Origin of the sequence: Klebsiella sp. JN_Kp122, assembly GCF_040062085.1 — a bacterium.
GTDB lineage: Bacteria > Pseudomonadota > Gammaproteobacteria > Enterobacterales > Enterobacteriaceae > Klebsiella > Klebsiella aerogenes.
Genome location: NZ_JBEAHW010000016.1, coordinates 77313 through 90796, shown reverse-complemented (window position 1 = coordinate 90796; position 13484 = coordinate 77313). Strand labels below are relative to the sequence as shown.

The 13484-nt window shown below is 55.7% G+C and carries 14 protein-coding genes; 11 read left to right on the top strand and 3 right to left on the bottom strand.

What is annotated here, in order from left to right:
• Positions 1-10: 10 nt before the first annotated feature.
• The 7 genes from ABLU78_RS05230 to ABLU78_RS05200 all read left to right on the top strand — a co-directional run bounded on the left by ABLU78_RS05230 (position 11) and on the right by ABLU78_RS05200 (position 7217).
• Positions 11-469 (top strand): NUDIX hydrolase, encoded by a 459-nt coding sequence (locus ABLU78_RS05230; RefSeq protein ID WP_015367142.1) that lies wholly within the window; start codon positions 11-13, stop codon positions 467-469.
• Positions 470-525: 56 nt separating this feature from the next.
• On the top strand, positions 526-1632 hold the full coding sequence (gene mnmA / locus ABLU78_RS05225; protein ID WP_015367143.1) for a tRNA 2-thiouridine(34) synthase MnmA: 1107 nt from the start codon (positions 526-528) through the stop codon (positions 1630-1632).
• Positions 1633-1688: 56 nt separating this feature from the next.
• A complete protein-coding gene (gene hflD / locus ABLU78_RS05220) occupies positions 1689-2330 on the top strand; it encodes a high frequency lysogenization protein HflD (RefSeq protein ID WP_015367144.1) in 642 nt (213 codons plus the stop codon).
• A gap of 3 nt (positions 2331-2333) precedes the next feature.
• Complete coding sequence (purB, locus tag ABLU78_RS05215; RefSeq protein WP_015367145.1) at positions 2334-3704, top strand: adenylosuccinate lyase; 1371 nt, start codon at positions 2334-2336, stop codon at positions 3702-3704.
• A gap of 168 nt (positions 3705-3872) precedes the next feature.
• The gene (phoP, locus tag ABLU78_RS05210) at positions 3873-4547 is read left to right on the top strand and encodes a two-component system response regulator PhoP (RefSeq protein WP_015367146.1); all 675 of its coding nucleotides are present in this window, start codon (positions 3873-3875) and stop codon (positions 4545-4547) included.
• On the top strand, positions 4544-6010 hold the full coding sequence (gene phoQ, locus ABLU78_RS05205; protein ID WP_015705063.1) for a two-component system sensor histidine kinase PhoQ: 1467 nt from the start codon (positions 4544-4546) through the stop codon (positions 6008-6010). The genes phoP and phoQ overlap by 4 nt, the downstream gene beginning before the upstream one ends.
• A gap of 85 nt (positions 6011-6095) precedes the next feature.
• Positions 6096-7217: a cupin domain-containing protein gene (locus tag ABLU78_RS05200; protein WP_015367148.1), complete on the top strand. Its 1122-nt coding sequence runs from the start codon at positions 6096-6098 to the stop codon at positions 7215-7217.
• Positions 7218-7266: 49 nt separating this feature from the next.
• Here ABLU78_RS05200 and ABLU78_RS05195 read toward each other — a convergent pair whose 3' ends face one another.
• The 3 genes from ABLU78_RS05195 to pepT all read right to left on the bottom strand — a co-directional run bounded on the left by ABLU78_RS05195 (position 7267) and on the right by pepT (position 9423).
• The gene (locus tag ABLU78_RS05195; RefSeq protein ID WP_162866948.1) at positions 7267-7524 is read right to left on the bottom strand and encodes a hypothetical protein; all 258 of its coding nucleotides are present in this window, start codon (positions 7522-7524) and stop codon (positions 7267-7269) included.
• A gap of 94 nt (positions 7525-7618) precedes the next feature.
• Entirely contained in the window at positions 7619-8110 is a 492-nt protein-coding gene (locus tag ABLU78_RS05190) for a transposase (RefSeq protein ID WP_015705062.1), read from the bottom strand.
• An 89-nt stretch (positions 8111-8199) separates the two neighbouring features.
• Positions 8200-9423: a peptidase T gene (gene pepT, locus ABLU78_RS05185; RefSeq protein ID WP_015705061.1), complete on the bottom strand. Its 1224-nt coding sequence runs from the start codon at positions 9421-9423 to the stop codon at positions 8200-8202.
• A gap of 254 nt (positions 9424-9677) precedes the next feature.
• Between pepT and potA the strand changes: the two genes are divergently transcribed.
• From potA to potD, 4 genes are read left to right on the top strand one after another with little or no spacing between them, the layout of a single operon-like run.
• Positions 9678-10814 carry a spermidine/putrescine ABC transporter ATP-binding protein PotA gene (potA, locus tag ABLU78_RS05180; protein WP_015705060.1) on the top strand — a complete coding sequence of 379 codons (1137 nt, stop codon included), beginning with the start codon at positions 9678-9680 and terminating at the stop codon, positions 10812-10814.
• Positions 10798-11655, top strand: coding sequence for a spermidine/putrescine ABC transporter permease PotB (potB, locus tag ABLU78_RS05175; protein ID WP_047053791.1), 858 nt, complete (start codon positions 10798-10800; stop codon positions 11653-11655). Before potA ends, potB begins: the two co-directional genes overlap by 17 nt.
• Complete coding sequence (gene potC / locus ABLU78_RS05170; RefSeq protein ID WP_012968557.1) at positions 11652-12437, top strand: spermidine/putrescine ABC transporter permease PotC; 786 nt, start codon at positions 11652-11654, stop codon at positions 12435-12437. Before potB ends, potC begins: the two co-directional genes overlap by 4 nt.
• Complete coding sequence (gene potD, locus ABLU78_RS05165; RefSeq protein WP_015367153.1) at positions 12434-13480, top strand: spermidine/putrescine ABC transporter substrate-binding protein PotD; 1047 nt, start codon at positions 12434-12436, stop codon at positions 13478-13480. Before potC ends, potD begins: the two co-directional genes overlap by 4 nt.
• Positions 13481-13484: the final 4 nt, after the last annotated feature.

The window sequence follows — 13484 nt, the reverse complement described above, 5'->3', positions numbered from 1 at the left end:
AGGAAGCTCGATGTTTAAACCGCACGTCACCGTCGCCTGCGTGGTTCACGCCAAAGGCAAATTCCTGATTGTTGAAGAGACGATTAACGGCAAAGCGCTATGGAACCAGCCAGCTGGTCATCTTGAGGCCAATGAGACCCTGGCGCAGGCCGCCGAACGCGAACTGTGGGAGGAGACCGGTATTCGCGCCGCGCCGCAGCACTTCATCCGCATGCACCAGTGGCAGGCCCCGGATAATACGCCGTTCCTGCGCTTCCTGTTTGCCATTGAGCTTAACGATACGTGCGCTACTGAACCGCACGACAGCGACATCGACCGCTGTCTGTGGCTCAGCGCTGAGGAAATTCTTAACGCTAAAAACCTGCGCTCGCCGCTGGTGGCGGAAAGCATTCGCAGCTATCAGCAGGATCCGCGGCATCCGCTGTCGCTGATTGCGGAATTTAACTGGCCGTTCACAGGGGGTGCCTGAACGGTTGACGCGTGCTAGAATACGCCGCCTTGAAGTTCAATGTGGTGAGTATTCCAATGTCAGAAAGTCCAAAAAAAGTGATCGTCGGCATGTCCGGCGGCGTCGATTCCTCTGTTTCCGCCTACCTTCTGCAACAGCAAGGGTATAAGGTGGAAGGCCTGTTCATGAAGAACTGGGAGGAAGACGACGGTGAGGAATACTGCACCGCCGCTGCCGACCTCGCCGACGCGCAAGCCGTCTGCGATAAGCTCGGTATTGAACTGCATACCGTCAACTTTGCCGCAGAATACTGGGATAACGTCTTCGAGCTGTTCCTCGAAGAGTATAAAGCAGGCCGTACGCCGAACCCGGATATCCTGTGCAACAAAGAGATCAAATTCAAAGCCTTCCTTGAGTTCGCCGCAGAAGACCTCGGCGCTGACTACATCGCCACCGGTCACTACGTGCGCCGCGCCGATGTCAACGGCAAAAGCCAACTGTTGCGCGGGCTCGACGGCAATAAAGACCAGAGCTATTTCCTCTACACCCTCAGCCACGAACAAATCGCGCAAAGTCTGTTCCCGGTCGGTGAGCTGGAAAAACCGCAGGTGCGTAAAATCGCCGAAGAGCTGGATCTTATCACCGCGAAGAAAAAAGACTCTACCGGCATCTGCTTTATCGGCGAGCGTAAGTTCCGCGACTTCCTGGGCCGCTATCTGCCTGCGCAGCCGGGCAAAATCATCACCGTCGACGGCGATGAGATCGGCGAACACCAGGGGCTGATGTATCACACCCTCGGCCAGCGTAAAGGGCTCGGCATCGGCGGCACCAAAGAAGGTAGCGAAGATCCGTGGTATGTGGTCGATAAAGACGTGGAAAACAACGTGCTGATCGTCGCCCAGGGTCACGATCACCCGCGTCTGATGTCCGTCGGCCTGATTGCCCAGCAGTTACACTGGGTCGATCGTCAGCCGCTGCAGGGCACCCTTCGCTGCACGGTGAAAACCCGCTACCGCCAGACCGACATCCCCTGCACCGTGAAGGCGCTGGATGACGACCGCATCGAGGTTATCTTTGATGAACCCGTCGCCGCCGTGACGCCGGGACAGTCGGCTGTTTTCTATAGCGGCGAAGTGTGTCTCGGCGGCGGAATTATCGAACAGCGTCTGCCGCTGGCGTCTTGATCGACCATTTTCCGCCGGATGCCTGATTAACGCCCGGCGGGTTACAAGGAGTAAGCGTGGCGAAGAATTATTATGACATCACTCTGGCGTTGGCGGGCGTATGCCAGGCGGCGCGGCTGGTTCAGCAACTGGCGCATCAGGGGCATTGCGACAGCGACGCCCTGCACGTTTCGCTGAACAGCATCATCGATCTCGACCCGGATTCAACCCTGGCGGTATTCGGTGGGAGTGAAGCCAATCTTCGTCTCGGGCTTGAGACTCTGCTCGGCGTGCTGAATACCAGCAGCCGTCAGGGCCTCAACGCGGAACTCACCCGCTACACATTAAGCCTGATGGTGCTGGAACGTAAACTCGCCGCCAGCAAAGGGGCGATGGATACCCTCGGCAACCGCATCGGCGGCCTGCGCCGTCAGTTAGAACATTTTGATCTACAATCTGAAACGCTGCTCAGCGCGATGGCCGGCATTTACGTTGACGTCATCAGCCCGCTGGGGCCGCGCATTCAGGTCACAGGTTCCCCTGCCGTGCTGCAAAGCCCGCAGGTTCAGGCGAAAGTCCGTTCTACCCTGCTCGCCGGCATTCGTTCCGCCGTGCTCTGGCATCAGGTTGGCGGCGGACGTCTGCAGCTCATGTTTTCTCGCAATCGTCTGGTTAACCAGGCAAAACAAATTCTTGCTCATTTAACCCCGGAGTTATGATTTATGGAATTATCCTCACTGACCGCCGTTTCCCCCGTAGACGGCCGCTACGGCGATAAAGTCAGCGCGCTGCGCGGTATCTTCAGCGAATTCGGTTTGCTGAAATTCCGTGTACAGGTAGAAGTCCGCTGGCTGCAAAAACTGGCCGCGCACGCAGCGATCAAGGAAGTTCCTGCTTTTGCTGCCGACGCAAACGGTTTCCTTGATAAAATCGTTGCCGACTTCAGCGTAGAGGACGCGGAGCGTATCAAAACCATCGAACGCACCACCAACCACGACGTGAAAGCGGTAGAATATTTCCTCAAGGAAAAAGTCGCCGATATCGCCGAGCTGCACGCGGTGTCAGAATTCATTCACTTCGCCTGTACTTCTGAAGACATCAACAACCTGTCGCACGCGCTGATGCTGAAAACCGCACGTGACGAAGTGGTGCTGCCGTACTGGCGCAAGCTGATTGACGCGATTAAAGATCTGGCGACCCAATACCGTGACGTACCGCTGCTTTCTCGTACCCACGGTCAACCGGCTACCCCGTCCACCATGGGCAAAGAGATGGCCAACGTCGCCTACCGTATGGAGCGCCAGTACCGTCAGCTGAATCAGGTGGAAATCCTCGGTAAAATCAACGGCGCGGTCGGTAACTACAACGCCCACATCGCTGCCTATCCGGAAGTTGACTGGCATCAGTTCAGCGAAGAGTTCGTTACTTCGCTTGGCATTCAATGGAACCCGTACACCACCCAGATCGAGCCGCACGACTACATTGCCGAACTGTTCGATTGCATGGCGCGCTTCAACACCATCCTGATCGATTTCGATCGCGATGTGTGGGGCTACATTGCGCTCAACCACTTCAAACAGAAAACCATCGCCGGCGAAATCGGCTCTTCGACCATGCCGCATAAAGTGAACCCGATTGACTTCGAAAACTCCGAAGGCAACCTCGGCCTGGCGAACGCCGTGATGCAGCATCTGGCCAGCAAACTGCCGGTTTCCCGCTGGCAGCGCGACCTGACCGACTCCACCGTGCTGCGTAACCTCGGCGTAGGTATCGGTTATGCGCTAATCGCGTACCAATCCACGCTGAAAGGCGTGAGCAAACTGGAGCTGAACCAGGATCGTCTGCTGGACGAACTGGACCACAACTGGGAAGTGCTGGCTGAGCCGATCCAGACCGTCATGCGCCGCTACGGTATCGAAAAACCGTACGAGAAGCTGAAAGAGCTGACCCGCGGTAAGCGCGTTGATGCCGAAGGCATGCAGCAGTTCATCGACGGCCTGCCGCTGCCGGAAGCAGAAAAAATCCGCCTGAAGGCGATGACCCCGGCTAACTACATCGGCCGCGCGACCACCATGGTCGACGAGCTGAAGTAACCGGCCTGACTCAGGTAGCATGGGCAATCTCTTCGCGCATGCTACCTGGCAATCCCCCGCTTTCCACGCAGAAAAACACGCTCTCCCGCCTGGTTTAAATAATGTTTACCCCCAGCCCCACATAATGGCGTTAAACTATTAAAATCGAAAATGAAATGGAGAATGGGCATGCGCGTACTCGTCGTTGAGGATAATGCTCTGCTGCGCCATCACCTCAAGGTCCAGCTACAGGAATTGGGGCATCAGGTGGATGCTGCGGAAGATGCAAAGGAAGCAGACTACTACCTGGGCGAGCATATTCCGGATGTCGCCATCGTTGACCTCGGCCTACCGGATGAAGACGGTCTGTCGCTAATCCGCCGCTGGCGCAGTCACGACGTATCGGTACCGGTACTGGTGCTGACCGCCCGTGAAGGCTGGCAGGATAAAGTTGAGGTGCTGAGCGCTGGCGCCGATGATTACGTCACCAAACCCTTCCATATCGAAGAGGTCGCCGCCCGCATGCAGGCGTTGCTGCGTCGCAATAGCGGCCTGGCCTCGCAGGTTATCTCGATCCCGCCGTTCCAGGTGGATTTATCGCGCCGCGAGTTATCGGTCAATGAACAGCCGATCAAGCTCACCGCCTTTGAGTACACCATCATGGAAACGCTGATCCGTAACCGCGGCAAAGTGGTGAGCAAAGATTCGCTAATGCTGCAGCTCTACCCGGATGCCGAACTCCGCGAAAGCCACACCATCGATGTGTTGATGGGGCGGCTGCGTAAGAAAATCCAGGCGCAATATCCGCAGGACGTGATCACCACCGTGCGCGGCCAGGGCTACTTATTCGAACTGCGCGGATGAAAAGCGTGTTACGACATATTCTTCCGCTTTCTCTGCGCGTCCGCTTTCTGCTGGCGACCGCCGCCGTGGTACTGATCCTGTCGTTGGCGTACGGCATGGTTGCGCTGGTAGGCTACAGCGTGAGCTTTGATAAAACCACCTTCCGCCTGCTGCGCGGTGAGAGCAACCTGTTCTACATGCTGGCGAAGTGGGAAAATAACCACATCGATGTCGATATCCCCGAACACCTGAACATGCAGAGCCCGACGGTGACGCTGATTTACGACGCCAAAGGTAAACTGCTGTGGGCGCAGCATGACGTCCCGTGGCTGGTGAAGCGGATCCAACCTGAATGGCTGAAAAGCAACGGCTTTCATGAAATAGAAGCCGATGTTGGCAGCAGTAGTCTGCTGCTGCGCAATAATGATGAAATGCGCGAACAGCTTGACGCCATCCGCGAGGAAGACGACTCCTCGGAGATGACGCACTCGGTGGCGATTAATCTCTATCCAGCCACCGCGACGATGCCGCAATTGAGTATTGTGGTGGTCGACACCATTCCGGTGGAGCTAAAACGCTCTTATATGGTGTGGAGCTGGTTTATTTACGTGCTGGCGGCCAACCTGTTGCTGGTCATTCCGCTGCTGTGGCTTGCCGCCTGGTGGAGTTTACGCCCTATCGAATCCCTGGCGAAAGAGGTCCGCGAGCTGGAAGAACATCATCGTGAGAGGCTCGATTCTCACACCACTCGTGAACTTACCGGCCTGGTCAGTAACCTCAATCGCCTGCTGAAAAGCGAGCGTGACCGCTATGACAAATACCGAACCACCCTCACTGACTTAACCCACAGCCTGAAAACGCCGCTGGCGGTGCTGCAAAGCACCCTACGCTCGTTGCGCGGCGAGAAAATCAGCGTCAGCGAAGCTGAGCCGGTAATGCTGGAACAGATTAGCCGCATCTCGCAGCAAATCGGCTACTATCTGCACCGCGCCAGCATGCGCAGCGGCAATGCGCTTCTCAGCCGGGAACTGCACCCCATCGCCCCGCTGCTGGATAGCCTGACCTCTGCTTTAAATAAGGTCTACCAGCGTAAAGGGGTCAACATCACGCTGGATATTTCGCCGGAGATAAGCTTTGTCGGCGAGCAGAACGACTTTATGGAAGTGATGGGCAACGTTCTCGATAACGCCTGCAAGTACTGTCTGGAGTTTGTCGAAGTCTCGGTACGCCAGACCAACGACAACCAGTTGCATATTCTGGTGGAGGACGACGGCCCCGGTATCCCCCGCAACCAGCGCACGGCGGTGTTCGATCGCGGCCAGCGCGCCGATACGTTGCGTCCGGGTCAGGGGGTAGGCCTGTCTGTCGCCCGCGATATCGTCGAACAGTACGACGGCGATATCCTGACCGGTGACAGCCTGCTCGGCGGCGCCTGCATGGAAGTTATCTTTGGCCGCCAGCTTCCTGATGATAAAGAGAGCTAACGCAACAGTTTTTTAACGGCGCCTGCATCGCCGCGGCGCCGCATCCGTTATAATCCCAGACAGACACCTGCTGTGGAATATAAATATGGACTATCAATTAACGCTTAACTGGCCCGACTTCATCGAACGCTACTGGCAAAAACGCCCGGTAGTGTTAAAGCGCGGCTTCGCCAATTTCATCGACCCAATCAGCCCGGATGAACTGGCCGGCCTGGCCATGGAGAGCGAGGTCGACAGCCGCCTGGTGAGCCATCAGGACGGAAAATGGCAGGTCAGCCATGGTCCATTTGAAAGCTACGATCATCTTAGCGAGAACAACTGGTCGCTGCTGGTGCAAGCGGTGAACAACTGGCACGAGCCGACGGCGGCATTGATGCATCCCTTCCGCGCCCTGCCGGACTGGCGTATCGATGACCTGATGATCTCTTTCTCCGTTCCCGGCGGCGGTGTGGGTCCACACCTTGATCAATACGACGTGTTTATTATTCAGGGCACCGGCCGCCGACGCTGGCGCGTGGGCGAAAAGGTGCCGATGAAGCAGCACTGCCCGCATCCCGATCTGCTACAGGTTGATCCATTCGAGGCCATCATCGATGAAGAGATGGAACCTGGCGATATTCTCTACATTCCGCCAGGATTCCCACATGAAGGCTATTCGCTGGAAAATTCGCTTAACTATTCGGTCGGCTATCGTGCGCCGAATGCCCGCGAGCTGTTCAGCGGTTTTGCTGACTATATTTTGCAACGAGAGTTGGGCAGCCAGCGCTATGCCGATCCGGACGTGCCATCCCGCGACCATCCGGCCGATATTCTGCCGGTTGAACTGGATCGCCTGCGTGAGATGATGCTGGGGCTGATTAACCAACCTGAACACTTTAAGCAGTGGTTTGGTGAGTTCATTACCCAATCCCGCCACGAGCTTGACGTAGCGCCGCCGGAGCCGCCATACCAGCCGGATGAAATTTACGATGCGCTGCAGCAGGGCGATAAGCTCGCCCGCCTTGGCGGCCTTCGCGTGCTGCGGATCGATGGCGAAGTGTTCGTCAACGGCGAGAAAATCGACTCTCCGCACCGCCCGGCGCTTGACGCCCTGGCAACGCATCTGTCGCTACGCGCCGAACATTTCGGCGATGCGCTGGAAGACCCATCTTTCCTCGCCATGCTGGCGGCGCTGGTCAACAGCGGATACTGGTTCTTCGAGGACTGAGTCGACACCCTGCCCGGTGGCGCTACGCTTACCGGGCCTACAAACGGCATCAACCCACATCCTGCCCGGTGGCGCTGCGCTTACCGGGCCTACAAACGGCATCAACCACACCCTGCCCGGTGGCGCTGCGCTTACCGGGCCTACAAACGACATCAACCACACCCTGCCCGGTGGCGCTACGCTTACCGGGCCTACAAATGGCATCAACCCACATCCTGCCCGGTGGCGCTGCGCTTGCCGGGCCTACAAACGGCATCAACCACACCCTGCCCGGTGGCGCTACGCTTACCGGGCCTACAAACCACATCAACCCACACCCTGCCCGGTAGCGCTGCGCTTACCGGGCCGACAAATGGCATCGGTACCGTAGGCCGGATAAGGCGTAGCCGCCATCCGGCATATTACCGCCGCTCTCCGGCATCTATTTCGACCGTATCCCCAGCCCAATCTTCAGGATATAACCCTTTCCTCACATCGCGGTGGAACGTTGAATATGGCCAATCCCTCACGCATCCAACAAGCCGATATTTCACTGGATTGATATAAACGTAATCCATATGGCGCCGATAATCTTCATCATTACGGATGGCATGTTCCCAAAAACGCGGCTGCCAGATCTGGTTTTGCGCTAACGCACGCGTAAAAGACTTTTTAATTTCCCGCCAACGACCGGAATAATCGGAATCGCCTTCCGGCAACGTCCAGATACAGTGCATATGTTCAGGTAACACAACCCAACTGTTAATCTGGAAAGGTCTTTTACGTTTAGCACAGGCTATCGCGGCACGAAGATGATCAATATGTCGTGTCAGCAGATCGCTGTGCCGATTTTGCAGGTTTACGGTGAAGAACCAGCAGCCGCCGGGGATATAACTACGGCGATAATTTGACATCAGAGGTTCCCTCCTCTTCAGCTTATATGGACTCTTTTTGCCCGGTGGCGGCTCACGCCTTACCGGGCCTGCAGGACCGGGATCTGGGTTTAACGTTTTGCCGCCAGCTCCGCAATCCGCACAATCACCTGCACGGCTTTCTCCATGCCCTCCAGAGTGACAAACTCGTGCTTACCGTGATAGTTGTAGCCGCCGGTAAATAGGTTCGGGCACGGTAAGCCCATGAAAGAGAGCTGGGCGCCGTCCGTACCGCCACGGATTGGCTTTATCTGCGGCTCGATATCGCAGTCCACCATCGCCTGACGCGCGATGTCCACTACATGCGGATGGGCAATCACCTTCTCATGCATGTTGTAATAACTATCTTCGATCACCAGTTCGATGTAGCAATCCGGATGTAGCCCTTTACCGACCTTTTTGGCGATCTCCATCATTTTGCGTTTGCGCGCTTCAAACTGCTTGCGATCGAAATCGCGCAAAATGTAGTGCATCTCCGCCCGGTCGACGCTGCCCTTGATGCTGGTCAGGTGATAAAAACCCTCATAACCGTCGGTGGTTTCCGGGGCCTCACTGGCCGGCACTTCGGCGTGAATACGCGCCGCCAGCGATAAAGCGTTAACCATCACCCCTTTAGCCGTGCCGGGATGCACATTATTGCCAACGATTTTGATAGTTACCGACGCGGCATTGAAATTTTCAAACTCCAGTTCGCCGACCCCGCCGCCATCCACGGTGTACGCCCAGCGGGCATCAAACGCGGCGACGTCAAAGTGCTTCGCGCCTTTGCCGACTTCTTCATCCGGCGTAAAGGCGACGCGAATATCGCCGTGAGGGATCTTTTTCGCCTGCAGCGTCGCCAGCGCCGTCATGATCTCTGCGATGCCCGCTTTATCGTCGGCGCCGAGCAGCGTTTTACCATCGGTGGTAATCAGGGTCTGGCCTAACAGCTGATGCAGGACCGGGAACATCACCGGCGACAACACTTCATCGCCGATGCCGAGGGCGATATCGCCGCCGCGGTAGTTTTCGACAATTTGCGGATTCACGTTCTTGCCGCTGAAATCCGGCGAGGTATCAACGTGGGAAATAAAACCGATGGCCGGGATTTCGCCTGCGACGTTGGCCGGCAGCGTCCCCATCACCGTGCCCTTTTCACTTAGCGTCACGTTGACCAGCCCCATCTCTTCCAACTGGCTCTGCAGCAAACGCAGCAGCTTCCACTGCCCTTCGGTACTGGGAACCTGACGCACGCCAGGCTTCGATTGCGTATCTAAAGAAACATACTGCAGAAAACGCTCAAGCAATTTATCCATGTGGCCACCCTCTTTTTTTGTGACAACATTATCAATAAGGGCGAAAAGACAAATATTGCGTCAGGTCATTTTTAGCCCGTAAACCAAAATTTAATACATTTACATGCATTATGTGTAAAGGTGGTACACCGCGGTACAACAATGATTGGCGATTACAATCGTTTGCCGTAAAATGCTGGCCCTTATTAATTATGTGCAACCCCAAAGGTGGTTAATCACAAACCCCGCAGCGATCCCTTTTCCGTTGCGTCTACATGGGACAGAGTCAAAAATTGAATATACAACCGCGTTCGCTTTCTCCGCTGGTACAACTGGCGGGAATTCGCAAAAGCTTTGATGGTAAGACCGTTATCTCCGATCTCAACTTAACCATCAATAATGGTGAATTTCTCACCCTGCTTGGCCCCTCTGGCTGCGGTAAAACAACCGTTCTTCGTCTAATCGCTGGTCTGGAAAGCGTCGATGTCGGACGTATCCACCTTGAAGACCAGGATATCACCCATGTTCCGGCGGAAAACCGCCACGTCAATACCGTATTCCAAAGCTATGCGCTTTTCCCGCACATGACCGTGTTTGAAAACGTCGCCTTCGGCCTGCGGATGCAGAAAACCCCGGCGGCAGAAATCACCCCGCGGGTGATGGACGCTTTGAAAATGGTACAGCTGGAGGCGTTTGCCCAGCGTAAGCCCCACCAACTCTCCGGCGGCCAGCAGCAGCGTGTCGCCATCGCCCGGGCGGTGGTCAACAAACCGCGTCTGCTGCTGCTTGATGAATCCCTCTCGGCGCTCGACTACAAGCTGCGTAAGCAGATGCAGAACGAACTCAAAGCGCTACAGCGCAAGCTCGGCATCACTTTTGTTTTCGTCACCCATGACCAGGAAGAAGCCCTGACGATGTCCGACCGCATTGTGGTGATGCGCGATGGCAAAATCGAGCAGGACGGCACTCCGCGTGAAATCTACGAAGAGCCGAAGAATCTGTTCGTCGCCAGTTTTATTGGCGAAATCAACATCTTCAACGCGACCGTCATTGAACGTCTGGATGAACAGCGCGTGCGCGCCTGCGTCGAAGGCCGCGAGTGCAATATCTACGTCAACTTCGCCGTTGAAAAAGGGCAACAGCTGAACGTACTGCTCCGTCCGGAAGATCTCCGCGTGGATGAAATTCATCACGGCAGCGAAGCTGACGGGCTTATCGGCTACGTGCGTGAGCGCAACTACAAGGGGATGACCCTTGAGTCGGTTGTTGAGCTGGAAAACGGCAAGATGGTTATGGTCAGCGAATTCTTCAATGAAGACGATCCGGACTTTGACCACTCACTCGACCAGAAAATGGCGATTAATTGGGTAGAAAGCTGGGAGGTTGTGCTGGCCGATGAAGAACACCAGTAAATTCCAGAATGTGGTGATCGCCACTATCGTGGGTTGGCTTGTGCTGTTCGTTTTTTTGCCCAACCTGATGATCATCGCCACCAGCTTCCTGACCCGCGACGATGCGAACTTCGTCAAAATGGTCTTCACGCTGGATAACTACTCGCGGCTGCTGGATCCGCTCTATTACGATGTGCTGCTGCATTCGTTGAATATGGCGCTGATGGCGACCCTCGCCTGCCTGGCGTTGGGCTATCCGTTCGCGTGGTTCCTGGCGCGCTTGCCGCAAAAGATACGCCCGCTGCTGCTGTTCCTGCTGATCGTCCCGTTCTGGACGAACTCGCTAATCCGTATCTATGGGCTGAAGATTTTCCTCAGTACCAAAGGCTATCTGAACGAGTTCCTGCTGTGGTTGGGGGTTATCGATACGCCGGTACGCATTATGTACACGCCGTCAGCGGTGATCATCGGCCTGGTCTATATTTTGCTGCCGTTTATGGTGATGCCGCTCTACTCCAGCATTGAGAAACTGGATCGCCCGCTGCTGGAGGCGGCAAAAGATCTCGGCGCCAGCAAGCTGCAGACTTTTATCCGCATCATTATTCCACTGACCATGCCGGGAATTATCGCCGGCTGTCTGCTGGTGATGCTGCCGGCAATGGGGCTCTTTTACGTCTCAGACCTGATGGGCGGCGCCAAAAACCTGCTGATCGGCAACGTTATCAAGAGTCAGTTCCTTAATATCCGCGACTGGCCGTTCGGCGCGGCGACCAGTATTACCTTAACGCTGGTGATGGGGCTGATGTTGTTGATTTACTGGCGCGCGGCGCGTCTGCTGAATAAAAAGGTGGAGCTGGAATGATCGGTCGACTGCTGCGCGGCGGCTTTATGACCGCCATTTACGCGTATCTCTACATCCCTATTATTATTCTGATCGTTAACTCGTTTAACCGTTCACGCTTTGGTATTAACTGGCAAGGCTTCACCACCGACTGGTATAGCCTGCTGATGAATAACGATAGCCTGCTGCAGGCCGCCCAGCACTCGCTGACCATGGCGGTGCTGTCGGCAACCTTCGCCACGCTTATCGGCTCGCTCACCGCCGTGGCGCTGTATCGCTACCGTTTTCGCGGTAAGCCGTTCGTCAGCGGAATGCTATTCGTCGTGATGATGTCCCCGGATATCGTGATGGCTATCTCCCTGCTGGTGCTGTTTATGCTGATCGGTATTCAATTGGGTTTCTGGTCGCTGCTGTTTTCGCATATCACCTTCTGCCTGCCATTCGTGGTGGTGACCGTGTTCTCTCGCCTGAAAGGCTTTGATGTGCGCATGCTGGAAGCGGCGAAAGATCTCGGCGCCAGCGAGATGACCATCCTGCGCAAAATCATCCTGCCGCTGGCGCTGCCGGCGGTAGCGGCCGGGTGGCTGTTGAGCTTTACCCTGTCGATGGATGACGTGGTGGTCTCTTCGTTTGTCACCGGTCCGGGTTATGAAATCCTGCCGCTGAAGATCTACTCCATGGTGAAGGTCGGCGTTTCGCCAGAAGTGAACGCGCTGGCGACGATTCTGTTGGTTCTTTCGCTGGTGATGGTTATCGCCAGTCAGTTAATTGCACGTGATAAAACTCAGGGGACGTTAAAATGAAAAAATGGTCACGCCACCTGCTCGCTGCGGGCGCTCTGGCTTTGGGCATGGGCGCCGCGCAGGCGGACGATAGCAAAACGCTCTACTTCTATAACTGGACCGAATACGTGCCGCCAGGCCTGCTGGAACAGTTCACCAAAGAGACCGGCATCAAGGTGATCTATTCGACCTACGAGTCGAATGAAACCATGTACGCCAAGCTCAAAACCTATAAAGACGGCGCTTACGATCTGGTGGTGCCATCAACCTATTTCGTCGACAAAATGCGCAAAGAAGGCATGCTGCAAAAGATTGATAAGAGCAAGCTGAGTAACTTCAGCAACCTCGATCCGCAGATGCTGAACAAACCTTTCGACCCAAATAACGACTACTCGATTCCCTACATCTGGGGCGCGACGGCAATCGGCGTCAATAGCGATGCTATCGACCCGAAAACCGTAACCAGTTGGGCCGACCTGTGGAAACCGGAATATAAAAGCAGCCTGCTGCTGACCGATGACGCCCGCGAGGTGTTCCAGATGGCGCTGCGCAAACTGGGCTATTCCGGCAACACCACCGATCCAAAAGAGATTGAAGCGGCTTATAACGAACTGAGAAAGCTGATGCCAAACGTCGCGGCGTTCAACTCCGATAACCCGGCAAACCCGTATATGGAAGGCGAAGTGAACCTTGGCATGGTCTGGAACGGTTCCGCTTATGTCGCGCGTCAGGCAGGTACCCCGCTGGAAGTGATTTGGCCAAAAGAAGGCGGCATTTTCTGGATGGATAGCCTGTCGATTCCGGCGAATGCCAAAAACGTTGACGGCGCGCTGAAGTTGATTAACTTCCTGCTGCGCCCTGATGTCGCGAAACAGGTAGCCGAAACTATCGGCTATCCGACGCCAAACCTGGCAGCGCGCAAAATGCTCAGCCCGGAAGTCGCCAACGATAAATCGCTGTATCCGGATGCCGCCACTATCGAAAAAGGCGAATGGCAAAATGACGTCGGCAGCGCCAGCGCCATTTATGAAGAGTATTACCAGAAACTGAAAGCCGGGCGCTAACCCC